The organism is Leifsonia sp. 2MCAF36, from assembly GCF_052115525.1.
GTDB lineage: Bacteria > Actinomycetota > Actinomycetes > Actinomycetales > Microbacteriaceae > Leifsonia.
Window position 1 is genome coordinate 1 of the sequence record NZ_JBFRGV010000016.1, and the last position, 23,174, is coordinate 23,174.

The 23,174-nt window shown below is 68.4% G+C and carries 22 protein-coding genes and 2 pseudogenes; 12 read left to right on the forward strand and 12 right to left on the reverse strand.

Annotated features, from left to right (window positions below):
• Window positions 1-311 precede the first annotated feature (311 nt).
• The 5 genes from AB4079_RS18715 to AB4079_RS18735 all read right to left on the reverse strand — a co-directional run bounded on the left by AB4079_RS18715 (window position 312) and on the right by AB4079_RS18735 (window position 5,233).
• Entirely contained in the window at window positions 312-1,385 is a 1,074-nt protein-coding gene (locus AB4079_RS18715; protein ID WP_441788840.1) for a threonine aldolase family protein, read from the reverse strand.
• Window positions 1,382-2,134, reverse strand: a complete 753-nt coding sequence (locus tag AB4079_RS18720; RefSeq protein ID WP_441788841.1) for an SDR family oxidoreductase — start codon at window positions 2,132-2,134, stop codon at window positions 1,382-1,384. The genes AB4079_RS18715 and AB4079_RS18720 overlap by 4 nt, the downstream gene beginning before the upstream one ends.
• Window positions 2,131-3,576 (reverse strand): DUF6421 family protein, encoded by a 1,446-nt coding sequence (locus AB4079_RS18725; protein ID WP_441788842.1) that lies wholly within the window; start codon window positions 3,574-3,576, stop codon window positions 2,131-2,133. Before AB4079_RS18725 ends, AB4079_RS18720 begins: the two co-directional genes overlap by 4 nt.
• 138 nt (window positions 3,577-3,714) lie before the next feature.
• Window positions 3,715-4,230, reverse strand: coding sequence for a DUF488 domain-containing protein (locus AB4079_RS18730; protein ID WP_441788899.1), 516 nt, complete (start codon window positions 4,228-4,230; stop codon window positions 3,715-3,717).
• A gap of 7 nt (window positions 4,231-4,237) precedes the next feature.
• Complete coding sequence (locus tag AB4079_RS18735) at window positions 4,238-5,233, reverse strand: MIP/aquaporin family protein (RefSeq protein WP_441788843.1); 996 nt, start codon at window positions 5,231-5,233, stop codon at window positions 4,238-4,240.
• 101 nt (window positions 5,234-5,334) lie between these two features.
• On the opposite strand from AB4079_RS18735, the gene AB4079_RS18740 reads away from it, so the two are divergent.
• The 3 genes from AB4079_RS18740 to AB4079_RS18750 all read left to right on the forward strand — a co-directional run bounded on the left by AB4079_RS18740 (window position 5,335) and on the right by AB4079_RS18750 (window position 8,581).
• The gene (locus tag AB4079_RS18740) at window positions 5,335-6,114 is read left to right on the forward strand and encodes a class I SAM-dependent methyltransferase (protein WP_441788844.1); all 780 of its coding nucleotides are present in this window, start codon (window positions 5,335-5,337) and stop codon (window positions 6,112-6,114) included.
• Between the two features lie 52 nt (window positions 6,115-6,166).
• Window positions 6,167-7,063 carry an SDR family NAD(P)-dependent oxidoreductase gene (locus AB4079_RS18745; RefSeq protein WP_441788845.1) on the forward strand — a complete coding sequence of 299 codons (897 nt, stop codon included), beginning with the start codon at window positions 6,167-6,169 and terminating at the stop codon, window positions 7,061-7,063.
• An 81-nt stretch (window positions 7,064-7,144) separates the two neighbouring features.
• Window positions 7,145-8,581: an APC family permease gene (locus tag AB4079_RS18750; protein WP_441788846.1), complete on the forward strand. Its 1,437-nt coding sequence runs from the start codon at window positions 7,145-7,147 to the stop codon at window positions 8,579-8,581.
• A gap of 40 nt (window positions 8,582-8,621) precedes the next feature.
• Here AB4079_RS18750 and AB4079_RS18755 read toward each other — a convergent pair whose 3' ends face one another.
• Window positions 8,622-8,876 carry a hypothetical protein gene (locus AB4079_RS18755; protein ID WP_441788847.1) on the reverse strand — a complete coding sequence of 85 codons (255 nt, stop codon included), beginning with the start codon at window positions 8,874-8,876 and terminating at the stop codon, window positions 8,622-8,624.
• Window positions 8,877-8,972: 96 nt separating this feature from the next.
• Between AB4079_RS18755 and AB4079_RS18760 the strand changes: the two genes are divergently transcribed.
• From AB4079_RS18760 to AB4079_RS18785, 6 genes and pseudogenes are all read left to right on the forward strand, one after another.
• Window positions 8,973-9,812 carry an SDR family oxidoreductase gene (locus tag AB4079_RS18760; protein WP_441788848.1) on the forward strand — a complete coding sequence of 280 codons (840 nt, stop codon included), beginning with the start codon at window positions 8,973-8,975 and terminating at the stop codon, window positions 9,810-9,812.
• 738 nt (window positions 9,813-10,550) lie between these two features.
• Window positions 10,551-11,276, forward strand: coding sequence for an amino acid ABC transporter ATP-binding protein (locus AB4079_RS18765; RefSeq protein WP_441788900.1), 726 nt, complete (start codon window positions 10,551-10,553; stop codon window positions 11,274-11,276).
• Window positions 11,277-11,314: 38 nt separating this feature from the next.
• Complete coding sequence (locus AB4079_RS18770) at window positions 11,315-12,226, forward strand: glutamate ABC transporter substrate-binding protein (RefSeq protein WP_441788849.1); 912 nt, start codon at window positions 11,315-11,317, stop codon at window positions 12,224-12,226.
• Window positions 12,227-12,331: 105 nt separating this feature from the next.
• Window positions 12,332-12,988, forward strand: a complete 657-nt coding sequence (locus tag AB4079_RS18775) for an amino acid ABC transporter permease (RefSeq protein WP_441788850.1) — start codon at window positions 12,332-12,334, stop codon at window positions 12,986-12,988.
• Window positions 12,985-13,926, forward strand: a complete 942-nt coding sequence (locus tag AB4079_RS18780) for an amino acid ABC transporter permease (protein ID WP_441788851.1) — start codon at window positions 12,985-12,987, stop codon at window positions 13,924-13,926. The genes AB4079_RS18775 and AB4079_RS18780 overlap by 4 nt, the downstream gene beginning before the upstream one ends.
• A gap of 196 nt (window positions 13,927-14,122) precedes the next feature.
• Window positions 14,123-14,306: pseudogene (locus tag AB4079_RS18785) on the forward strand (transposase); the annotation flags it as partial.
• Between the two features lie 71 nt (window positions 14,307-14,377).
• Here AB4079_RS18785 and AB4079_RS18790 read toward each other — a convergent pair.
• The 3 genes and pseudogenes from AB4079_RS18790 to ald form a co-directional block, all read right to left on the reverse strand.
• Window positions 14,378-14,845: an SRPBCC family protein gene (locus tag AB4079_RS18790; RefSeq protein ID WP_441788852.1), complete on the reverse strand. Its 468-nt coding sequence runs from the start codon at window positions 14,843-14,845 to the stop codon at window positions 14,378-14,380.
• A 135-nt stretch (window positions 14,846-14,980) separates the two neighbouring features.
• Window positions 14,981-16,527 (reverse strand): annotated as a pseudogene (locus AB4079_RS18795) (amino acid permease).
• Between the two features lie 50 nt (window positions 16,528-16,577).
• Window positions 16,578-17,663, reverse strand: coding sequence for an alanine dehydrogenase (gene ald, locus AB4079_RS18800; protein ID WP_441788853.1), 1,086 nt, complete (start codon window positions 17,661-17,663; stop codon window positions 16,578-16,580).
• A 141-nt stretch (window positions 17,664-17,804) separates the two neighbouring features.
• Here ald and AB4079_RS18805 point away from each other — a divergent pair, with 141 nt between their 5' ends.
• On the forward strand, window positions 17,805-18,320 hold the full coding sequence (locus tag AB4079_RS18805) for an Lrp/AsnC family transcriptional regulator (RefSeq protein WP_441788854.1): 516 nt from the start codon (window positions 17,805-17,807) through the stop codon (window positions 18,318-18,320).
• A 10-nt stretch (window positions 18,321-18,330) separates the two neighbouring features.
• Here AB4079_RS18805 and AB4079_RS18810 read toward each other — a convergent pair whose 3' ends face one another.
• Window positions 18,331-18,750 (reverse strand): hypothetical protein, encoded by a 420-nt coding sequence (locus tag AB4079_RS18810; protein ID WP_441788855.1) that lies wholly within the window; start codon window positions 18,748-18,750, stop codon window positions 18,331-18,333.
• A 14-nt stretch (window positions 18,751-18,764) separates the two neighbouring features.
• Entirely contained in the window at window positions 18,765-19,613 is an 849-nt protein-coding gene (locus AB4079_RS18815; RefSeq protein WP_441788856.1) for an exodeoxyribonuclease III, read from the reverse strand.
• 117 nt (window positions 19,614-19,730) lie between these two features.
• On the opposite strand from AB4079_RS18815, the gene pyrE reads away from it, so the two are divergent.
• A complete protein-coding gene (gene pyrE, locus AB4079_RS18820) occupies window positions 19,731-20,279 on the forward strand; it encodes an orotate phosphoribosyltransferase (protein WP_441788857.1) in 549 nt (182 codons plus the stop codon).
• Entirely contained in the window at window positions 20,279-22,597 is a 2,319-nt protein-coding gene (locus AB4079_RS18825; protein ID WP_441788858.1) for a hypothetical protein, read from the forward strand. The genes pyrE and AB4079_RS18825 overlap by 1 nt, the downstream gene beginning before the upstream one ends.
• Here AB4079_RS18825 and AB4079_RS18830 read toward each other — a convergent pair.
• A complete protein-coding gene (locus tag AB4079_RS18830) occupies window positions 22,560-23,147 on the reverse strand; it encodes a DUF4303 domain-containing protein (RefSeq protein ID WP_441788859.1) in 588 nt (195 codons plus the stop codon). The two genes, AB4079_RS18825 and AB4079_RS18830, sit on opposite strands and share 38 nt — an antisense overlap.
• Window positions 23,148-23,174 lie beyond the last annotated feature (27 nt).

Sequence of the window (23,174 nt, forward strand, 5' to 3'; positions counted from 1 at the left end):
GAAACCCCCAAAGCCGACACGACCTGCGGAGCCGACGCACCACCCACCAGCATCCTCAACGCCTGAACACGTGTCTCCAACGACGAATCCGAAACCATCCCAACCCCTCCCAAGAACAAGAGGTGTTGCACTCACCAACTGAAACCGCCGCACGAATTCCGACGTCTACTCACGCCTCGGCGGCGTGCTGGCGAGCCTCGACGGAGCTGGTGCGAGGAGGCCCGCCGAGTTGCGACATCAAGTCACCATTCGGCACGAATACCAACACCTACTCACGAGTGGGGCGAGCAGGGCGCGCGGCGCGGGCGGCCTCAGGCGGCGTTCAGTTCCTGCTTGAGGGCGGCCACGAAGGCGTCGATGTCGTCCTCCGTCGTGTCGAACGCGCACATCCAGCGCACCTCGTTGTTGGCCGCATCCCAGTCGTAGAAGCGGAAGTGCTCGCGTAGGCGGTCGGCCACACCGGTCGGCAGGATGGCGAAGACGCCGTTCGCCTGCGTCTTCTGGCTGAAGCCGACGCCCTGGATGCTGCCGTCGGCGATACCCGCCTCCAGCGCCGTGCGCAGCCGCGTCGCCATCGCGTTGGCATGCGACGCCGAGCGCAGGTACACGTCGTCGGTGAGCAGCGCGATGAGCTGCGCCGAGATGAAGCGCATCTTCGACGCGAGCTGCATGTTCAGCTTGCGGAGGTAGATGAGTCCCTCCGATGCCTGCGGGTTCAGCACGACGACGGCCTCTCCGTAGAGCATGCCGTTCTTGGTGCCGCCGAAGCTGAGCACGTCGACGCCGGCGTCCCTGGTGAACGCCCGCAGTGGAAGCCCGAGGGTGGCCGCCGCGTTGGAGATGCGGGAGCCGTCCATGTGCAGCTTCATGCCGCGCGCGTGGACGTGGTCGGCGATCGCGCGGATCTCGTCGACGCTGTAGGCCGTGCCGAGCTCCGTTGTCTGCGTGATCGAGACGACGAGCGGCTGCGCGCGGTGCTCGTCGCCCCAGCCCCAGGCCTCGCGGTCGATGAGTTCGGGCGTGAGCTTGCCGTCCGGGGTCTCCACCGTAAGGAGCTTGATGCCGGCGACCTTCTCGGGCGCACCGGCCTCGTCCGTGTTGATGTGCGCGGTCTTCGCGCAGATGACCGCTCCCCAGCGGGGCAGCATGGACTGCAGTCCGATCACGTTCGCGCCCGTCCCGTTGAACACCGGGTAGACCTCGACGCCCTCACCGAAGTGCTCCGTGAACACCTCGTGCAGGCGGCCCGTGTAGACATCCTCGCCGTAAGCGATCTGGTGGCCGCTGTTGGCCGCCGCGATGGCGTCGAGGATCTCGGGATGCACACCCGCGTAGTTGTCTGAGGCGAAGCCGCGGAGGGTGAGGTCGTGGAGTTGGAGCGTCACCCGTCCATCCTCTCAGGCTTTGCCGGGCCGGACGGCTCGAGGGCGATGCGTCGGCCGTTGATCTCGGCGGCGTCCGCCGCCCACAGTGCGACGACCTCGTCGCCGAGCTGTGCCTCGAGGCCGGTAAGCGTCTTCACGACGAACACGGTCGCCGCCGACTGCGGCGACTGCCTGGCGAAGCCCGACGCGATCGCGCGCACCCAGGCGTCGGCGGCGGCCTTCGCGGCGGCGTAGTTCGCGCCGCCCGGGTACGGCTTCTCGACGGCTGTCGATGAGACGATCGCGAGGCGTCCGGCGGGGGAGGCCGCGAGGTCGTCGGAGAAGATGCGGCTGGTGTTGCGCAGCGTCCGGAAGCCCCGCTCCAGGAACTCCCAGTCCTCGTCGCTCTGCCCGGCGAGACCGCCGCCGCCACGCCACCCGCCGACCAGATGGATGAGGCCGTCCAGGTGCCCGAACTTCAGGTGGATGCGCATGGCGAGCTCGGCAACGGCATCCCGGTCGGTCAGGTCGCAGACGCGCGTCTCGATTCCCGGGACGGCGGCGGCGAGGGCGTCGAGCGCCTCCTGCCGGGTGCCGACCGCGAGCACGACGGCGCCTGCGGCGTTCAGCGCCCGGGCGACGGCCTCGCCCGACGCGCTGGTGGCGCCGGCGATCAGGACCAGGCGGCCGGCGACGCCGGACGGCCCGGCCTCCGAAGAGGCCCGGGCCGCCGGCTGCGCCGCCGAGTGCGCTTCAGCGGCGTCCGTCATGCGACGTCGGTCGTGCCGGTGATGCCGGCAGTGGACTCGATGACGCCGGCCATCTTCTTGTTCAGCGCCTCGTAGAACATCGACAGCGGGAACTCGTCGTCCAGCACCTGATCGGTGTAGCCCTTCGGCGCCCCGGTGAGCACCTCATCCGGCAGCCCGCGCGCCCAGTTGGATGCGGGGTGCGGGGTCAGGGTCTGCGTCAGCATCTCGTAGGCGGCCAGCCAGTGCGACACCTTCGGGCGGTCGATCGACCGCCAGTACAGGTCGTTGATCCGGTCGCTGAGGGCGACGACCACGTCGGGGACGTTCTCCCAGTCGATGGTGAGCTGGGTGTCCGTCCAGTGCAGAACGTCGTGCTGGTGCATCCACGCGAACAGCAGCTGGCCGCCGAGCCCGTCGTAGTTGCGAACCCGGCTGCCGGTGATCGCGAACCGGAAGATCCGGTCGAAGATCACCGCGTACTGCACCAGGTGGGCGGTGTCGCGGATGGCGCGCTGCGCCCCCGTCAGTTCCGCATCCGGCAAAGCACTGAGCTCGCGCTCCAGCTTCACCGACTCGCGGAAGGCGGTCAGGTCGCAGCGCAGCTCCTCCAACGAGTACAGGAAGAACGGCATCCGCTGTTTGATCATGAACGGGTCGAACGGCAGGTCGCCGCGCATGTGGCTGCGGTCGTGGATGATGTCCCACATCACGAAGGTCTGCTCCGTGAGGTGCTGGTCGTCCAGCATCGCGGCCGCGTCCGCCGGCAGCTCCAGCTTGGTGATCTCCGCGGCCGCCCGGACGACGCGGCGGTAGCGTGCCGCCTCGCGGTCTTGGAAGATCGCGCCCCAGGTGAAGGTCGGGATCTCGCGCATAGCCACTGTCTCGGGGAACAGCACGGCCGAGTTGGTGTCGTAGCCGGGCGTGAAGTCGACGAAGCGCAGGGCGACGAACAGCTTGTTGCCGTAGTCGCCGGCTTCCAGCTCCGCCACGAACTCCGGCCAGATCACCTCGACGAGCAGCGCCTCCACCCGTCGGTCGGGGCTGCCGTTCTGCGTGTACATCGGGAACACGACCAGGTGGCCGAGTCCGTCGATGCGGTGCTGCTGCGGCTGGAACTCGTTGAGCGCGTCGAGGAAGTCAGGCACGCCGAAGCCCTCTTCCGCCCAGCGGGTGAAGTCGCGCTGCAGCGCGGCGAGGTAGGACGCGTCGTGCGGGAACGCCGGTGCGAGTGCGGCGATCGAATCGACGATGGTGCGGACGTGCTCGGCGGCGGCGGGTCGGTCGGACTCCTGCTCGACCGAGCCGTCCTTGACCTGGAGCGCCTGCAGGGCGACGGCCGCGTCTTTGAGCCGCAGCCACGCGGGATCGTCGGCGACCTCGCGGACGGGCCGGCCGTCCTCGACGACCTCGGGTTCTCCGACAATTGCGCTGGATGTGAAGTTCTGGACGAATTGAGACATGACGAACCTCCCGTCGTTGGTCGGCCGCTCGCACGCGGCAGTTGAGTGGATGTCACGAGCCTATCCGGGGATCGCAAGCGTTTTGTTGCCCATTCCGGCGGAAAACTGCGCAGGACGCTCGCGGGACGCAGGGAATCGCTAGTCGGCGGCCGGGTAGACGAGGTGGCCGTCCAGGATGCGCGCGTGCGGATTCAGAACCGCCGGCCGCACAGAGGTCGGCGACAGGATGTCGAACACCTCGACCCCCTCGGTGAGGAGCGCGTCCGTGACCAGACGGCGGTGGCATCGCCACGGAACCGCCTCGCTGCACATGATCGCCGGGCGGCGAACCTCCGCCAGCGCGGTCAGCTCGGCGAGCCCGTCGGCGAACTCCTCCGTCGCCATGTAGTCCGCGTAGGCGCGGAAGGCGGCCACCTGCCAGTAGTCGTTCGGGCTGGCCGTGCCGGCCGCCGTGTGGCGGCGACCGCCGAGCTTCGGCAGCCAGCGGTACTCGATGTCGGGCGGCAGGGCGGCGACGATCGCCTCCTGGTTCCACTGGGGCAGCCGCCGAGACGACGGGAAGTGCCGGATGTCGGCCAGGGCCGTCACGCCGTTCTCGCGCAGCATCCCGAGCACCTCGTCGAAGCTGCGGGTCGAGTGCCCGATCGTATAGATGGTGCGTTCAGGTGCGACGGCGGAGCCGCTGCTCTGTCGTGTCCGGCTCGTTGGTGTCCGGCCCGGGCGGGCGCGGGGGCGCCTCGGGCGGCAGCGGTGTTGCAGGCCCGGTGCGCAGCAGGCGGGCGTGCAGGACGTCGCCGATGAAGAGGTCGTAGACGAGCACGCCGATCACTCCGCCGATGAGCGGCCCGAGGATGGGCACCCACATGTACCAGCTGAACCAGGGACCATCGCCGGGCACCGCGAGGTTGCCCCATCCCGCCACCCAGGCCAGCAGTCGCGGCCCGAGGTCACGCGCGGGGTTGATCGCGTATCCGGCGTTCGCGCCGTACGACATCCCGATCGCGGCGACTGCGAACCCGACGATCAGCGGCCCGAGGTTCGCTTTCACCGCGGTGTTCCGCAGGTCGATGACCGCGACGATGAGCAGCACGAGGAACATGGTCCCGACGATCTGGTCGAAGAGCGGCCCCAGCATGTTGCCGTTGAAGTACGGTGCCGGGAACGTCGCGAAGATCGAGAACGACGCGAGCGTATGGCCGTTGGTCTTCGGACCCTTGCTCGCGCCGTCGAAGGCACCGATCGCCGCCGCATAGACGCCCAGGACGAGCGCTGCGCCGACGAACGCGCCGAGCAGCTGCGACAGCATGTACGGCAGCACTTTCACCCAGGCGAAGCCCCGTCGTACGGCGAAGGCGAGAGTCACCGCCGGGTTGAGGTGTGCCCCGCTGACGCCACCGGCGACGTAGACGCCGAAGACGACCGCCAGCGCCCACCCCCAGGTGATCAGGAGCCAGTCGCCGGCGCCCCAGAAGAACGTCGTCGGTCCCGACGTGCGGCCGGAGCCCGGGAGGGCGGCGACCGCCATCGCCACGACGCCGTCGCCGAAGGCGATCAGAACGAAGGTTCCGAGGAACTCCGCGAGGCACTCGCCCCAGAGTCCGCCTCGCCGTTTCAGTCCCGAGCCTCTGAGCAGCACGGGAATCGTGTCATCCGTCATTGCACACCTCCGGGAGGAGCGGGCGCATCATCACGCCGATGTCGCCATCTTCCTCCCTTGTTTGCGGTTCCGCAATTACCAGCGTTAGGTAGCGTGGCCCCATGGACGCCGACGACCGCCATGGCGCACTGCCGCCCTTCGATGAGCTGATCGCACTCGGCGAGCAGGTCGACGTCTCGGGATGGGACTTCTCCTGGCTCGACGGCCGCGCGACCGAGGAGCGTCCGCCGTGGCGGTACTCCCAGCAGCTGGCTGAACGCCTGGCCGCCGCGCACGCCTCCCTCGACGTCCAGACCGGAGGTGGTGAGGTGCTGGCCCAGGCGCATCGCTTCCCGCCGACGGCTGTCGCGACCGAGTCGTGGCCGCCCAACCTCGCCAAGGCGACGCGGTTGCTCCATCCGCGCGGTGTGGTGGTCGTCGCCGACCCGGACGAACCGCCCCTCCCCTTCGCCGACGACGCATTCGACCTCGTCACCAGTCGTCACCCGGCGACGATCTGGTGGGACGAGCTCCACCGGGTGCTGCGCCCAGAGGGCACCTACTTCGCACAACACGTCGGGCCGGCCAGCGCCTTCGAGCTGATCGAGTTCTTCCTCGGCCCACTGCCCGAGGCGCGGCGCGGGCGGCATCCGGACGACGAGATCGCGAAGGCCCGACAGGCCGGCTTCGAGCTCGTATCGGTGGAGACGGCCCGGACGCGCATCGAGATCTTCGACATCGCGGCCGTCGTCTACCTGCTGCGCAAGGTGATCTGGTGGGTGCCCGGGTTCACGGTCGACGCCTACCGCGAGAGGCTGCGGGAGTTGGATGCGGTCATCCGCCGCGACGGTGTCTTCGTCGCGCACTCGAGCCGCCACCTCCTCGAGCTCCGCAAACCCTGAACCGGGTTCGTGCGGGCCCCGCGCCGGCAGGGGACCCTGCGATGATGGAGACATGGCGAGAACGGTCCGCGGCGCACGCGTGCTCATCACCGGTGCGGCCTCCGGGATGGGGCGGCTGTACGCCGAGCGAGCGGTGCTGGAGGGGGCGCGCGCGGTCATCCTGTGGGACCGCGACGAAGCGGCTCTCATGGAGCTGACACACCTGCTGCGACGCGAGGTCCTCGCGGGGCGCACCGCTGCCGCGTGGGGTGCGCCGCCGAGCTCGCCGAGTTCCGCAGCAGGTCGGCCGAGCACCAGCGTCCTCCCGTACGTCGTCGACCTCTCCGAGCTCGGGGCGATCGCGCAGAGCGCGCAGGCGGTCCGCAAGGAGGTCGGCGGTATCGACGTGCTCATCAACAACGCCGGCATCGTCCGCGGGAAGTACTTCTGGGAGCACGACAACGGCGAGGACACCCGACCGACCATGCAGGTCAACGCCCTCGCGCCGATGTACGTCACGCGGGAGTTCCTCCCCGGGATGCAGCAGAGCGCCCGGGAGGCGCGGATCGTGAACATCGCCTCGGCGGCGGGCACGCTGTCCAACCCGCGCATGAGCGTCTATGCGGCGAGCAAGTGGGCGGTCATCGGGTGGAGCGACAGCCTCCGGCTGGAACTCGTTCAGGAGGGCTACGGGCACGTCAAGGTGACCACCGTCGCCCCCGGCTACATCGAAACGGGGATGTTCGCCGGCGCGCGGGGCCCGCTGCTCACCCCGGTGATGACGCCGGAGTATGTCGTCGACCGGGTGTGGCGGTCGATGCTGGCCGGCAGGCCGATGCTGATGCTCCCGTGGACCGTCGGGTTGGCGAAGACGTTGCGCGGTCTGCTGCCGACGCGGGCGTGGGATGTGGTGGCTGGGCGCGTCTTCGGCGTCTACGACTCGATGGACGAGTTCACCGGCCGGCAGTGACGCTCGGGAGCCGGGACTCCCGTTTCTGTGAGAACTCACATAAAGTAGCTCCCCGAACGCATGTGTCGAAGGGAGCCGAGTGTGAGCAATCCGTCGTGGACCCAGGTGGTCAAGACCGTCGAGCCGGAACAACCTGAGCTGAAGCGGGCCCTCGGGCCGGGGCTGCTGCTGCTCTTCATCGTCGGCGACATCCTCGGGACCGGGGTCTACGCGCTGACCGGCCAGGTCGCCGCCGAGGTGGGAGGCGCCGCCTGGCTGCCGTTCCTGCTCGCGTTCGCGGTCGCCACCGTCACCGCGTTCTCCTACCTGGAACTGGTGACGAAGTACCCGCAGGCGGCGGGCGCCGCGCTCTACACGCACAAGGCGTTCGGCATCCACTTCTTCACCTTCATCGTCTGCTTCATCGTCATGACGTCCGGCATCACCTCGGCGTCGACGGCGTCGCGGGCGTTCGCCGTGAACCTGACGGTCGGCTTCGGCATCCCCGACGACAACCTCACCACGCTGCTGATCGCCCTCGCGTTCATCGTGCTCATCATGCTGGTCAACCTGCGCGGCGTCACGGAGAGCGTGTGGCTGAACGTGGTGCTCACGCTCGTCGAACTGTCCGGCCTGCTCCTGGTCATCTTCATCGGCCTGTGGGCGATCACGGGAGGCAACGCGGACTGGTCGCGTGTGGTCGCCTTCGAGACCCCTGACGACAAGAGCGTGCTGCTCGCGGTCAGCACGGCGACGTCGCTGGCCTTCTTCGCGATGGTCGGCTTCGAGGACTCGGTGAACATGGCCGAGGAGACGAAGGATCCGAGTCGCATCTTCCCGAAGATGATGCTCAGCGGTCTCGGCATCGCGGCGGTCATCTACGTGCTGGTATCGATCACGGTGGTGGCGCTGGTGCCGATCGGGCAGCTCGCCGGCAGCGAGACGCCGCTGGTGACCGCGGTCGAAGCGGCTGCGCCGGGCTTCCCGATCAACGACCTGCTGCCGTTCATCTCGATGTTCGCCGTCGCCAACACGGCACTGATCAACATGATGATGGCGAGCCGACTGCTGTACGGCATGAGCCGCCAGAAGGTGCTGCCTCCGTTCCTGTCGAAGGTATCCGTGAAGCGGCGGACGCCGTGGACGGCCATCCTCTTCACCTCGGCGCTCGCCGTCGGGCTGATCGGCTACGTGTCGCTGGACCCGAAGGGCTCCATCGTGGCACTGCTCGGCGGTACGACGTCGCTGCTGCTGCTCGCCGTCTTCGCCGTCGTGAACGTGGCCGTGCTTGTGCTGAGGAAGCAACCGGTCGATCACAAGCACTTCCGTACGCCGATGCTGCTCCCGATCGTCGGCGCGATCACGTGCCTCTACCTGGTCTTCCCCTGGACCTCCGGGCGCCCGGCCGGCCAGTACGGCATCGCGCTCGGGCTGCTCGCGATCGGCATTCTGCTGTGGGTGGCCGAGCGCATCTACGCGGCGACCGCCAAGCGGCGCCTGGAGGCGTCGCCGCCATCGAGCGGCGACTCGATGCTCTAATCCCGCGCGAGTTGCCGCATCATGTCGCGACTCGCGGGGCTCACTCCGGGCCGATGTCGCCGCGCGCGACGATCGTCGCGGGGTCGAGGTCGTCCTCCGGCGGGACGGGCACGTCGCCGACGTCGTCCGGACCGCCGGTGCCGGGCCGGACGGAGTCTCCGGTCGAGTCCTGCTGCTTGACCTCGGTCTCGCGCTCGCTCGCCGGGCTGTAGGAGCGATCCTTCGCCGTCTGCTCCGCATCGCTCTGGTGATCGTCCGGCTGTGCGGAGTCTGCGGTGTCCGGTGTGGCGTTCATTGCGCGGACGGTACGCGCAGAAGGCGGTCCGCTTAAGCCCCTGACCGCCGATCCCGCCGGGTGTTGCGTAGGAGGCCCAACGAATGGAGGTCATGGATGTCTTTCCCTGAACAACAGCAGCAGCCGCCCGGTGAGACCGGGGCGATGAACCCGCGACCGGACCACGGTGAGGAGAGTTACCGGGGCAGCGGCAAACTGACCGGCAAGGTGGCGCTGATCACCGGGGCCGACAGCGGCATCGGCAAGGCGGTGGCGATCGCCTTCGCGCGAGAAGGCGCCGACGTCGCCATCTCGTACCTCGACGAGGACGAGGACGCCGAGGACACGGCGAAGTGGGTCCGCGAGGCGGGGCGGAAGGCCCTATTACTGCCTGGCGACGTGTCCGACCCGCAGCACTGCCGCGACCTTGTCGCGAAGACCGTCGAGGAGCTCGGCGGGATCGACGTGCTGGTCAACAATGCCGCCTACCAGATGACCCGCGAGTCGCTGGAGGAGACGCCCGACGAGGAGTGGGACCACACCATCGCCACCAACGTGTCGGCGTTCTTCCACCTCGCCAAGGCGTCGGTGCCGCACATGAAGCCGGGCTCGAGCATCATCGGCTCGTCCTCGGTGAACTCCGACATGCCCGTGCCGACGCTGCTGCCGTACGCGGCGACGAAGGCCGCAATCGCCAACATGACGGCATCGCTCGCCCAGCTCCTCGGCGAGAAGGGCATCCGCGCGAACAGCGTGGCGCCCGGCCCGATCTGGACGCCGCTCATCCCGTCCACCATGCCGGAGGAGAAGGTGAGCCAGTTCGGGAGCGACACCCCGCTCGGCCGCGCCGGGCAGCCGGCGGAGCTGGCCCCGGTGTACGTGCTGCTCGCCAGCGACGACGGCTCGTACGTCTCCGGCGCACGCGTCGCGGTGACGGGCGGACGCCCCATCCTGTAGCCCGCTGCGTTTGTGGCCGCTGCGTTTGTAGCTGCGGCGGCCTGGTGACCGGGCTCTCAGCAGCGACTGAGTCAAAGCGCCGCCCTCCCGTGGCGACGCCGAGCGGAGCCCGTTGGCAGCGACTCGGTCGTGAGAGATCGCGGATCCTCGCGGAGTGCAGGACGTCATCCCACCAGGTCTGATGGCGACTGCAGCTTCGAAGTCCAGTCGGTGGTTATGACGGTGCGCTCCCTGCCAAGCGCGCCCAGGAAGAGCGCTGGCTCGAAGATCCCGTCGTCGCGCGGCGTGGCGCGGCGTGCCACCGACCTCGCGACTCCACCGTGTCACCTCTCGCGCAGCGAACGAACCGCGCACATCGCAACTGGGCCAGTCGCGCTTTCCGGCCCTGGGTCGGAACGCCTGGCTGCCGGCGTGGGCACGCGGGTGAATTTGTGCCGAACTGCGTCATGAACGCGAGGTAGGCGCGTCTATAGAGATGGAGGGTGTGCCTGATCCGGCTACCTTCGCTCGGCCACAACCGGGCGGTACGGGCGACATCGGGCTTTCCCGCCCGTACCGAGGATCGCACCTGATACCGCAATTCAAGGAGGAATGCATGAACAAGGTCCTACGCACGAGCACGTTCTGCACAGCAACCGCAGCGCTCAGCGCCGGGATCGGTCTCGGCCGCCCGGTGGATCCAACGGAGAGTCAGCCGTGACCGGACCCGCAGCCGTCGCGCCCCAAAACGCTCCTCTCGTGGTCATCGATCACGTGCACAAGCACTACGGGGACTTCCAGGCGCTAACCGATGTGAACCTCACCGTCCACGGGGGCGAGGTGGTCGTGATCATCGGACCGTCTGGATCTGGAAAGTCAACGCTCTGCCGCACGATCAATCACCTGGAGACCATCACCAGCGGATCGATCATGATTGACGGCGAGACACTCCCGTCTGAGGGGAGGCGACTTGCAGACCTGCGCGCCGATGTCGGTATGGTGTTCCAGTCGTTCAACCTGTTCGCCCACCTGACGATCCTGGAGAACGTCACCCTCGGCCCGATCAAGGTGCGCGGCAAGAAGAAGAGCGAAGCGGAGAAGGACGCCCTCCAGCTCCTCGAGCGGGTCGGCGTCGCGGCGCAGGCGGCCAAATTGCCCGCGCAGCTCTCCGGCGGTCAGCAGCAGCGCGTCGCGATCGCGCGCGCCCTCGCGATGCATCCGAAGGTCATGCTGTTCGACGAGCCGACCAGCGCCCTTGACCCAGAGATGATCACTGAAGTCCTCGACGTCATGATCGAGCTCGCGGCGAGCGGCATGACCATGATCGTCGTCACCCACGAGATGGGGTTCGCGCGAAAGGCGGCGAACCGTGTCGTTTTCATGGCCGACGGCCGGATCCTCGAGGAGGCCGATCCGGAGCAGTTCTTCACGGACCCGCAGAGCGACAGAGCGAAGGACTTTCTGTCGAAACTGCTCACTCACTGAGTCGCACCTCATACCCGCACTACAAAGGAGACAACATCATGCTGAAGAAACGCGCGCGCGCACTCGTCGGAGCCGGCCTCGGCCTCGCCGCACTGGTGGCCTTGACCGGCTGCAACAGCGCCAGCCCGACGGGCGGCAACTCTGGCGAGAGCATCAGATCGACCAGTGACGCAGCGCTGTTCACGGTCGCTAAAGACGTGAAGCTCCACGGCAGCACCACGTTCGATCGAATCACCAAGAACGGCAAGATCACGATCGGCGTCAAGGAGGACCAGCCGGGACTCGGCTACCGAGACGCCACCACGGGCAGTCGCAGCGGTTTCGACATCGACATCGCACGCTGGATCGCGGCGTCGCTCGGCTACGACGAGAACAAGATCGAGTTCAAGGCGATCCCCTCCGCCAACCGTGAGCAGGCCATCGTGAACGGCGACGTGGACTACTACGTGGGCACCTACTCGATCACCGACAAGCGCAAACAGGTCATCGACTTCGCCGGCCCGTACTTCGTCACCGGTCAGGGGCTGCTGGTCCGCAAGAACGACGACACGGTCAAGAGCCACACGGATCTCGCAGGCAAGACGGTGTGCTCGGCGACCGGATCGACCCCGCTGCAGAACATTCAGCAGAACTTCCCCGACGTGAAGACTGTCGGCCTCGACCTGTACTCGGCGTGCGCCGACCAGCTGATCAGCAAGCAGGTCGACGCGGTCACCACCGACCAGGCGATCCTGATCGGGTACGCCGCGCAAGACCCGGATGAGTTGAAGGTCGTGGGCAAGCCGTTCACGACAGAGAAGTACGGGGTCGGCCTGACCAAGGGTGACCAGGCTTTCCAGACCTTCATCGACACGATGCTCACCGACGGCCCGGACACGTGGAAGGCCATCTTCGAGAAGAACCTGGGCGCGAGTGGCATGAAGGTCACGCAGCCCCCCGTCGAGAAGTAGCCCGCCCACCTGACCGGTGGTGTGGCCAGGCCCCGAGGGTGTCCCGGTCGCACCGCCGGTCAGGTGATCGATGACCTCAGTCCCCGTTCGAGAGGAGCGCATCGCGTGGACGCATTTTTTGGCAACCTCGACCTGTGGGGCCAGGCAATCCTGACCACAATCGTGCTGTTTATCGGCGGCGGAGTGCTGGCCCTCGCGGTGGGCATAATCATCGCGGCCATGCGCGTCTCGCCAGTCCCGATCGCCCGTGCTGTCGGCGGGATCTACGTGAACCTCATCCGCAACACGCCGCTGACACTGCTGTTTTTCTTCTTCGTGTTCGGGTACCCGAAGCTGGATCTGCCGGAGATCCCGTTTCTACCGCTGGGGATCATCGCCCTCGGCGTCTACACCGCCACCTATGTGGCCGAGGTACTGCGAGCCGGCGTCAATACCGTGCCGGTCGGGCAAGCGGAAGCGGCGCGCGCAATCGGCCTCACCTTCTACCAAGTAATGACTCTCGTCATCCTGCCGCAGGCGTTCCGCTCTGTCGTCCCTCCGATGATGAGCGTATTCATAGCACTCCTCAAGAACACAACGGTCGCCGCTGGCTTCTCGATCGCCGAACTCGCGGCCCTCCGCGCTACGGTCGCCGACTCCGCGAACCGTCCTGGCACGGTCCTGGAAATTGTGCTGTGGGTCGCCGTCATGTTCATTGTCCTGGTGATGCTGATGAGTCTCGCGCAGCGGCAGTTCGAGAAGAAATGGAGGATCGTCCGATGATCGGCGCATCCGTTCTCTACGACGCACCCGGCCCCCGCGCGGTGCTGCGCAACCGGATCCTCGGCGTGGTCACGGCCCTCGTGGTCCTCGCGATCCTCGGTTTCGTGATCCATCGTTTCGCCGTCGCCGGGCAGTTCGACCCTGTCCGCTGGAACATCTTCACCTACACCCTGGTCTGGCAGGGGCTGGCGCAGGCGCTCTGGGCGACGGTCAGCGCATTCCTCGCCGCAGCGGTCGGCAGCATCGTGCTCGGCTTGATGCTGGCGATTGGCCGACTCTCCGACCACGCCTGGGTGCGCGTGCCGGTCACCGTCCTGATCGAGCTGCTGCGAGCCGTGCCGGTGCTCGTGATGATGATGGTCTTCTACTACGGCATCAACTCCATCCCTGGCTCGACGTTCACGATGTCGCCCTACGCGGCCGTCGTCATCGCGCTCGTGCTCTATAACGGCTCCGTGCTCGCCGAGGCCCTACGCGCCGGCGTAGAGGCGCTGCCTCGCGGGCAGAGAGAGGCCGGTTACGCGATCGGCCTTCGCAAGAGCGGGGTGATGGCGTTCATCGTGTTGCCGCAGGCCATCCGGGCAATGCTGCCGGTCATCGTCGCCCAGCTGGTAGTGACTCTCAAGGACACTGCGCTCGGCTTCATCATCACCTTTCCCGAACTCATCTACTTCGCGAAGTACCTGAGTTCTCAGCCAGGGCGTCCGCTGCTGCAGACGGGGCTGGTGGTCGCCGTCTTCTACATCTCCATGTGCCTGATCCTTTCCGGCGTCGCCTGGTGGCTCGAGGCACGCACCCTGCGCTCCCCCACGCTGCGCGGGTACGCGCTGGACGGCGGCAACGATCCGCGAATTCACGAATATGGCACCGTCACGGAGGTGATCGCCACGCAGCGCAGCACCGGGAAGTCCGGGGCCGCCTCGGGGCGGCAGCCGTGATGTGGCTCTTCGTAGCTGAGAGTGGCCCGCCTTCAGCCGCACGCCCGACTCGGGATCCGGGCGCTGCGCCATTCGGGTGCGACCACATCGAGGATGTGCGTGCGTTCCGGGGTGGGGCGGCGGCGTTGTTCGAGGAGCCAGAGCCCGAGGGAGCGTTCCTCGTCGTCGGCGGTCTTTGATGGTGGCCAGCTGTGGGCCGTGGCAGCGAGGGTCGAACGAAGAACACCAACGGGCTACTGCGCCAGTCCTTCCCCGAGGGCAGCGACCTGACCGTCGACGGGCCCGCGGACCTCGAACGGGTCGCTCAGAAACTCGACGGCCGTCCACGCAAGACGCTCGGCTGGAAAACTCCAGCCGAGCGTCTGCTAGAACTTGTTTAGTTCACTTCGGTGTTGCGACGACCACGTGAACCCGCCGAACCACCGGGGCCGTCGACGTTCCAGGGGAGGGATCAGACCGTCTCGCCGCCGTTCACCTCACCGCGCCAGGCGCCGGTCTCGATGCCTTCGGACTCGATGAACTTCTTGAAGTTCTCCAGGTCCTTCTTCACGGCGTGGTCGTCCACACCGAAGACCGACCCGACCTTCTCCAACGCGTCGGAGGGCGCCCACTCCAGCTGGACCGTCACCTTGGTCTCCGTGGCGGAGAGCCGGTGGAAGGTCACGACGCCCGCGTGCTCGGTGTCGCCGGCGACGGACTTCCACGCAACGCGCTCGTCCGGGAGCTGTTCCGTGATGACGGTGTCGAACTGGCGCTCCGCGCCCCCGATCTTCACCCGCCAGTGGTTGGTGGTGTCATCCACCTGCGTGATCTCCTCGACTTCGTCGAGGAAGTGGGGGAAGGACTCGAACTGGGTCCACTGGTTGTACGCCGTGTTGACGGGCACGTTCACGTCGATGGACTTGGTCACTGCAGCCATGTCGGCTCCTTTCGTCGTCTTCTCGTATCCACGCAGACGGTAGGCCGGGGTCGGGTTGCGTACAGGCCCTGGAATTCTCAGGCGGATCGTGGGGAGGGGCCGCTCCCAACTAGGCCGGGATGGCGTCGGCCTTAATTACCCTTCCAAGACGCGGTCCTCCTCGCCGCGGTCCGCCTCGCTGCCATCCGCGTCGCTGCCGGCCGGGGTCTTTCCGACCGCTCGAACGGCACCGGTATAGGAGGTGCGCGCGCGTGCGATCTCCATGACCCGTTCGCGGCATACGAACCACCCTCCGATCAGCGCCGGGATACCGATGACGACGAAGACGCCGACCGTCCAGGTTCCCGTCGGATAGTCGAGGGCGATCAGGAGGAGGACCACCGCGAGATACACGAGCGTCAGCACCGACGTCACACGGGAGAACGGCATCCGGACCGCCGGCCGTTCCAGTCTGCCCTCGCGAGCCCACTGGGCGAGGCGTCGCTGGCAGAGGATGATCGTGCCCAGCCGGCGACGATTCCGATCGCGGCCATGTTGAGGACGATGTCGAAGGCCTCCGCGGGCACCATCAGGTTCAGAACCACGCCGACGAGCGTGACGGATGCGGTGAGGAGGATCCCGCCGTACGGCACCCCCTGCCGGTTCATCCGACCCGTGAACTGTGGCGCGGCGCCGCTCATCGACAGGGAGCGCAGGATCCGTCCCGTCGAGTACAGGCCCGCGTTCAGGCTGGACAGCGCGGCGGTGAGCACCACGAAATTCATGACGGATCCCGCGATCTCGCCGACCTGCGTGCTCCCGATCGAGGAGAAGAAGGTGACGAACGGGCTCTGTCCCTTGGTGTACGCCGAGAACGGCAGAAGCAGCGAGAGCAGGACCACCGACCCGACGTAGAAGATCGCGACGCGCATGATCACCGTGTTGACGGCGCGAGGGATCACCGTGCTCGGGTTCGCCGCCTCACCGGCTGCGGTTCCGACCAGTTCGATGCCGGAGTACGCGAACACGACGCCCTGGACGACCAGGACGGTCGCGACGAGGCCGGTCGGGAAGATTCCGCCGTTGTCCTGCCACACCGACAGTCCGGTCGCGACCTCCTGGCCGTCGACCGTCGCGGGCCAGCCCGCCGCCAGGAACACGGTACCGACGACCAGGAAGCAGACGAGCGCGGTGACCTTGATCAGTGCGAACCAGAACTCCATCTCGCCGAAGAGCTTCACCGAGACCATGTTCAGCGCGAGCACGACGACGAGAGCGATGAGGGCGAGGAGCCACTGCGGTACCGAGGTGAACGCTTTCCAGAACTGAACGTAGAGCGCGATCGCCGTCACGTCCGCGATGGCCGTCATGGCCCAGTTGAGGACGTACAGCCATCCCGAAACGAATGCCGCCTTCTCGCCGAGGAACTCCCGAGCGTACGAGGAGAGCGAGCCGGAGGACGGCCGATGCAGGACGAGCTCGCCGAGCGCTCGCAGGATGAAGAAGGCGAACACCCCGCAGATCGCATAGACGATGAACAGGGATGGACCGGCACTCGCGAGTCGCCCGCCCGCCCCCATGAAGAGCCCTGTCCCGATCGCGCCGCCGATGGCGATCATCTGAAGCTGTCGGGGGCGGAGCGACCGCCGGTATCCTGCCTGTTCGCCCGCGAAATCGTCGCCGGGCCCGCCTTCTCGTCTCATCGAATACTCCTTCGGGTTCGTTGATTCATCAGGTTCGGGTTCGCTCGCGGCTAGCGCTGCGCGAAGGCCCGCTTCACGGCGTCGTTGCGCACGGCGCCATCGCGGACGTTGAGGCCGCGGGCGAGCGCCGGATCGCTCGCGAGCGCGGCCTTGACGCCACGTCCGGCGATGCCGAGCACATACGGCAACGTCGCATTGGTGAGTGCAACGGTCGAGGTGCGCGCTACGGATCCCGGCATGTTCGCGACGCAGTAGAAGGTCGACTCGTGCACCGCGAACGTCGGGGAGTCGTGGGTGGTCGGCCGGCTCCCCTCGAAGCAGCCGCCCTGGTCGACGGCGATGTCGACCAGGACGCTCCCCGGGCGCATGCCCGCGACCATCTCGTCGGTGACCAGCTTCGGTGCGGCGGCCCCGGGGATCAGGACCGAGCCGATCACCAGGTCGGCGCGCTCGACCAGTTCTGCGATGGTGTACGCCGTGCTCAGCGCCGTCTCGAGCCCGGGATGCGCTGCCTCGAGGCCGCGCATCCGGGCGACGTTCACGTCGACCACGGTCACCCGGGCGCCGAGTCCCAGGCTGTTGACGGCGGCATGCTCGCCGGCCACACCTCCGCCGATGACGACCACCTCCGCCTTGTTGGTGCCCGCGACGCCGCCCATCAGGAGGCCGCTCCCTCCGGCGGGAGCCATCAGCTGCGTGGCCCCGACGTAGCCGGCGAGGCGCCCGGCGATCTCGCTCATGGGTGCGAGCAGTGGCAGGGCGCCGTCGGCGGTTTGGACGGTCTCGTAGGCGATGCCCGTCGCGCCCGAGTCGAGCAGGGCATCGGTCAGCGCCCGGTCGGCGGCGAGGTGGAGGTAGGTGAACACCGTGAGGTCGGAGCGCAGGTAGCCGTACTCCGAGGCGATCGGTTCTTTGACCTTCAGGAGGAGGTCCGCCGAGCCCCAGGCCTCCTCGGCGTCGTCGACGAGGACTGCGCCGGCCAGAGCGAACTGCTCGTCGGCGATGCCGGACCCCTCACCGGCGCCGCGCTGGATGAGGACGTCGTGCCCGCGCGTCGAGAGCTCGTGGACGCCCGGCGCCGTGATCGCCACCCGGCTTTCGTTGTTCTTGATTTCCCTGGGGACGCCGATGCGCATCTGAACTCCTTTGTCGGTTGCGGCCACTATGGCAAAGTTGCAGATGTCAGACAACAATTACGAACATCTGGAGGCATGATGGTCACGCTGTCGCAGAATCGTCGGAATGCGCCGTCACCGACCCCTCCTCAACCGAATAATGTGCGGCCAGTACTGGATGCGGTCGACCTGCGAATCCTCGCCCTGCTTGAAGAGGACGCACGGACGCCGAACTCCCGGCTGGCCGCCGAGGTCGGCGTCGCCCCCTCCACCTGCCTCGCCCGCGTGCGCAACCTGGTCGACAGCGGGGCCATCGTGGGCTTCCGTGCCGAGGTCGATCCGCGCAGCCTCGGACTCGCTCTCGAGGCGCTCGTCAGCGTCGCCATCCGGTCCGGCGCGCGCGCGTCGATCCACGCGTTCCTGTCCGAGGTCAGCGCTCTACCGGAAGTCCGTCAGGTCTTCTTCCTCGGCGGCGCGGAGGACTTCATCCTCCACGTCGCGACAGCGGACAGCGACCATCTGCGGGACTTCGTGGTCGCTAGTCTCTCGAGTCATCCGTCGGTCGCGTCGACCCGGACCAGTGTCGTCTTCGCGCGCCGGTCGCCGCGGCTGTCCTTTCCGGGCGCCCAGCCGGACAGCGACACGAGTGTGGTGGCGGCCGCATCCCGCGCCCGGTGAGCTGCTCGCGTCAGAACGTCGCCCCGGGCACGCCGGAGATGACGAGAGCGGCCCCGCCGGCCCACACCCCGACGGACAGCAGGATGCCGGCGATCGGCACCCAGAAGCTGACCCGTCGCCGCACCAGCAGCACGACGGCCGTGATCACCGCCACCAGGGTCACCGCAGCTGGACCGAGCAGAGCGATGAAGAAGCCCGCGCCCATCCGCCCGGTGTCGCAGGCGGTGGGCCCGCCACAGGGGTCGCTGGCGAACACCAGGAAGAAGGCAGAGAAGGTCAGCGCCGCCGCGACGACCACTGCTACGACGAGGAGCACGATCGACGTGACCAGGTCCCAGACGATCACCGGCCGCCGCGCGGCTGGGAGGCCGCTGGGCAACGGGCCGCCCGGCGCGGCCGGATAGCCGGGCGAAGGGGGCGTTGCGCTCATCGCCGGGTCGACCGTCAGCCGAAGATCATCGGGCGGTCGTCGTCGTCATCCTCGACCGGCGCCGGGGCGAGCTCGACGAGCACCGGGACGTGGTCGCTGGGAGCGTCGCCCTTCCGTTCGTTGCGGTGGATGCTGGCGCCCACCACCCGGTCGGCAAAGGCGCGTGAGCCGAGGATGAAGTCGATGCGGAGTCCTTCATTGCGCGGGAACCGGAGCTGCTTGTAGTCCCAGTACGTGAAGCCGTCCGGCACGATCGGACGGACGACGTCGGTGAGTCCCGCCTTCTCGAACGCGGCGAACGCCGTGCGCTCGGGAGGGGAGATGTGCGTCGACAGGCCGGGGACCAGGCTCGGGTCGCCGACGTCCGAGTCGAGCGGCGCGACGTTCCAGTCGCCCACCAGGGCGAGCTGCAGCGACGGATCTTCGGTGAGCCAGCGCTGGGTGTCCGCTGCCAGGGCGGCCAGCCAGTCGAGCTTGTAGACGTAGTGCGGGTCGGCGAGGGAACGGCCGTTCGGCACGTACAGGCTCCACAGGCGGACGCCCTCGATCGTGGCGCCGATCGCCCGCGCCTCCTTCGGGAGCTCGGGGCCGTCGTGGTCTTTCAGGAACCCCGGCATGTCGGGGAAGCCGATCGTCACATCCTCGATCGGGAGACGGCTGGCGATCGCGACGCCGTTCCACTGGTTCAGGCCGTGGAGCACGACCTCGTAGCCGGCGGCCTCGAACTGGGCATAGGGGAACTGCTCGGGCTTGCACTTGATCTCTTGCATCGCGAGCACATCGACGTCTTCGCGGACCATCCAGTCGACGACCCGGACCACGCGGGTACGGATCGAGTTCACATTCCAGGTGGCGACGCGCATGCCCCGATCGTATCGGCCGCCACCGACCACGCCCGAGCCGGACCGCGTTTCGGTGGAAGGCCAAGGGCCTGTGGAGAACTCCCGGTCGGTGGCGCGTTCCCCTCTAGAATCGGGGATGTGACCGACGCACGAGAGCAGCTCATCGACTACATCGCAGCCGAGGCCGTGTTCCACGGCGACTTCACGCTCACCAGCGGCAAGAAGGCGAGCTATTACGTCGACCTGCGCAAGGTCAGCCTGGATCACCGCGTCGCCCCGCTCATCGGGCAGGTCATGATCGATCTGATCCGCGAAGTTCCCGACGTGGTGGCGGTCGGCGGAATGACCATGGGGGCCGACCCGGTCGCCGCGGCCATCCTGCACCAGGGTGCCGCCCAGGGGCTCTCGTACGACGCATTCGTCGTGCGCAAGGAGCCGAAGGATCACGGTCGGGGCAAGCAGGTCGAGGGTCCCGACCTCGAAGGCAAGCGTGTCATCGTGCTGGAAGACACCTCCACGACCGGCGGATCGCCGCTGAAGGCCATCGAGGCGCTGCAGAAGGTCGGCGCCGAGATCGCGGCCGTCGCCGTGGTCGTCGACCGCGACACCGGCGCCCGCGAGGTCATCGAGGGTGCGGGCTACCCGTACTTCGCCGCCATCGGCCTGAAGGACCTGGGGTTGGCGTAGTGTCCGACGAGCGCGGGAGGGGCGCCGAGGACGACGGGCGTCCGCAGAGCCCCGACGAGTCGACGGAGCCGGAATTCGGCAGCTCCGACTGGCTACTGCAGCAGTTGACGGGTGGCCGCCAGGTGCAGTCGACCGGGGAGCAGCCGACGGTCGAGCAGCCGACTGTCGAACAGCCGACGGCCTTGCAGCCGACGGTCGCCCTCCCCGTCGTGGCGCCCGAGGAGCCGGACGCCGGTCGCTTCGATGACCTGCTGAGGAAAGAAGACCAAGCGGCCCCCGCGGAGCCGGAACCTTCGCAGTTCCCTGTCGCTTTCTCGTGGAATCTCACCCCTGGTGAAGGAGCGGACCCGCTCGTCGCCCCGGAACCCGAACCGGAACCGGAGCCGGAGCCTGCAGCCGTCGAGCCCACCCCGCTCCGAGAGCCTGACGCTGTGGCGGGGGAGTCCGCGTCCGTGGTTGCGCCCGAGCCGGCACCACTCGTGCCGCCCGTATACCGATCGCCGTTCCCCGAGCCCGCCGCCGCCCCGCGGCAGGTCGAACCGTCCGGGGTCGACAGCGAGTCGGCAACGGGTGAGTCGGCAACGGGTGAGCTAGTCGACGACGCGCAGGTGGACGACGCGCGGGTCGACGAGGAGCAGGTCGACGAGGCGCCGGTTGACGCGACGCCCGTCGCGGCGCGCTCCTGGGTGATCGAATCGCCTCCGGTTCCGGCTGCTGAGCCGGAGCCTCCACGAACGATCTTCGATGCGCCCGCCGCGCCCGCGCCCGAGCCGGAGAGCCACGGTCTGGCCGCCCTGCTCGGCTTCGGGGACCACGGGGCCCCGTCGGGGCGGTCGATCATCGGCGACACCACGAGCATCATCCCGATCGTCCCGGCAGCGCTCACTCCTCCCGCGGCGGACGGCAGCGGGACAGCCGAACCGGGCCCGCCGGTGCTTCCGCCGATCGACGCGGCGGCGCTGATGGAGCAGCCGCCGGCCGGCGCCACTCCCGAGGTACCGGCGCAGAGTGCCCCAACGCAGGACGTGCCGACGCAGCAGCTCGACGCCGCCGAGATGGCCGCGCTCCTTCGCGCTGGCCGTGACCGCTCCGCCCCGGTGCTCCCGTCCGAGCCGGCCATCCCCGCCGCTGAGGCGGAGCTGGCGCTCGGAGGGATGCCGTCTCCGGCGACGAGTCCCATCGACGCCGAGAGCATCGCGGGCGCGTCGGAGGCCGAACCGTTGGACACTGCACCGTCGGCCGCTACGGAGGACACGGTTGGTGCCGAGGACGACTCGGACGGCCTGGCAGCGCTCTTCGGCGACGTTGCGGTGGCTGAGCCTGTCGAGCCCGATACCGAGCCTGAACCCGAACCCGAACCCGAACCGGACCTCGAACCAGAGCCGGAACCGGATCCGGAACCTCGACCAGCGCCGGCCTGGGAGCAGACCGCCGCCTGGACGTCGCCTCCGGAGGCGGCCGCCGATCTCGAAGGCCCGCAGCTGCCGGAGACCAGCCCGTTCGCCGTCCCGCGGCGAACCCCAGAGCCTCCCGCGACGGATCCCTACGGGCAGGGGTCGCCCCCGCGCTTCACGCCACTCGCGACCGCCGCTACACCGACCGCCGCCGCAGTCGCCGCGTCGGGAGCGATCGCGGGGACGCCCGCCGCCGTTCCCGCCGGAACGCCGGCCGGCCCCGGTGGCCCCACTCCTCCCGGCGGCCCGGGAATCTGGGGGTCGCGCAACAACCGCATCCTGCTTATCGCCGTGGCCGCGCTCGCCGTCGTGCTCGTGTTGATCGGCCTCTTCGCGCTCGGAACGCGCATCCCGTCGCTGCTGGGCGCGCCGAAGGCGGCGCCGCAACCGACCACCTCCGCGCCTCCGCGCTCGGCCACTCCGTCCCCGACGCCGACTCCGGTGCCGACGGTCACGCCCAAGCCGGCCGCGGCCGTCGGTGCGGGCAGCCACCCGTGGGATGCGCTCGGTGGCGGGGAGTGCATCCAGCCGTTCACCTCGGTGTGGGCGCAAGACTTCACGGTGGTCGACTGCACCGCGTCGCACACCGCCCAGCTCGTGTACACGAACGTGCTCTCCGCCGACCCGGCCGCGCCCTATCCCGGGGCGGACGCGCTCGCTCAACAGATCCCGGGCCTGTGCACGGCGAGCGGCGTCGTTGACCTGAAAGCGGCGGGGGCATACCCGGACCTGCAGGTCGTCGGCTCCTTCCCCGCGACCGAGCGGCAGTGGAAGGACGGTCAGCGCTCCTACTACTGCTTCGCCAACCGTTCCAGCGGGCAGCCGCTCACGTCGTCGGTCGCCGGTCCCGGTCCGGGCGCCTGACCCCGAGGCGCTCGAACGACGACAGGTCGGCCGCGTAGCGCTCCAGCGCGCCGGCCGGGTTGAGCCGCCTGGCCGACTCGAGCGCGTCCTCCGGCCGTTCGTGCGCGGGCATCGTGACGTTCACGACGAGCGCCTGCCGCTCCGCACCGACACCGAAGAAGCCCGCCGCGTCCAGGTCGGCGATGGCACCCTCCATCGCCCCGAGGAGAGCCTCGTTCGCCGGGCGGGGCCGGTCGTACGGGTCGCCTTGCGCCTCGAACAGCGGCTCCAGCCGAGCGAACGACTCGTCCCCGAACAGGTCGTACGGCGACGCGTTCACCGCCCAGCGGAGCTCGTCCGGCTCGACCGCGACACCGTCCGCACGGAACGCCTTCACCGCGCGCTGCAGCCCCTGCAGGGAACACGCCGTGGGGGCTGGACGGTGCGCGACCGGCGTCGTCCACAACCCGAAGTAGTAGAAGTCGTCGGTGGGACGCTCATCGCGCAGCCGGGTCCAGGCCTCCCGCGCGGCGTCCGCGATCGCGGACCGGATGCGCGCGAAGTCGTCCATCGTCCATCCCCGAGCCGGAGGGGCTCC

Coding starts and splice junctions, on each gene's coding strand:
- AB4079_RS18815 (WP_441788856.1), bottom strand. CDS start 19,613: ATGCGCGTCGCCACCTGGAATGTGAACTCGATCCGTACCCGCGTGGTC.
- AB4079_RS18755 (WP_441788847.1), bottom strand. CDS start 8,876: ATGAACGCCACACCGGACACCGCAGACTCCGCACAGCCGGACGATCAC.
- AB4079_RS18830 (WP_441788859.1), bottom strand. CDS start 23,147: ATGGACGACTTCGCGCGCATCCGGTCCGCGATCGCGGACGCCGCGCGG.
- AB4079_RS18725 (WP_441788842.1), bottom strand. CDS start 3,576: ATGTCTCAATTCGTCCAGAACTTCACATCCAGCGCAATTGTCGGAGAA.
- ald (WP_441788853.1), bottom strand. CDS start 17,663: ATGCGCATCGGCGTCCCCAGGGAAATCAAGAACAACGAAAGCCGGGTG.
- AB4079_RS18770 (WP_441788849.1), top strand. CDS start 11,315: ATGCTGAAGAAACGCGCGCGCGCACTCGTCGGAGCCGGCCTCGGCCTC.
- AB4079_RS18810 (WP_441788855.1), bottom strand. CDS start 18,750: ATGAGCGCAACGCCCCCTTCGCCCGGCTATCCGGCCGCGCCGGGCGGC.
- AB4079_RS18790 (WP_441788852.1), bottom strand. CDS start 14,845: ATGGCTGCAGTGACCAAGTCCATCGACGTGAACGTGCCCGTCAACACG.
- AB4079_RS18760 (WP_441788848.1), top strand. CDS start 8,973: ATGTCTTTCCCTGAACAACAGCAGCAGCCGCCCGGTGAGACCGGGGCG.
- AB4079_RS18740 (WP_441788844.1), top strand. CDS start 5,335: ATGGACGCCGACGACCGCCATGGCGCACTGCCGCCCTTCGATGAGCTG.
- AB4079_RS18780 (WP_441788851.1), top strand. CDS start 12,985: ATGATCGGCGCATCCGTTCTCTACGACGCACCCGGCCCCCGCGCGGTG.
- AB4079_RS18720 (WP_441788841.1), bottom strand. CDS start 2,134: ATGACGGACGCCGCTGAAGCGCACTCGGCGGCGCAGCCGGCGGCCCGG.
- AB4079_RS18745 (WP_441788845.1), top strand. CDS start 6,167: ATGGCGAGAACGGTCCGCGGCGCACGCGTGCTCATCACCGGTGCGGCC.
- AB4079_RS18735 (WP_441788843.1), bottom strand. CDS start 5,233: ATGACGGATGACACGATTCCCGTGCTGCTCAGAGGCTCGGGACTGAAA.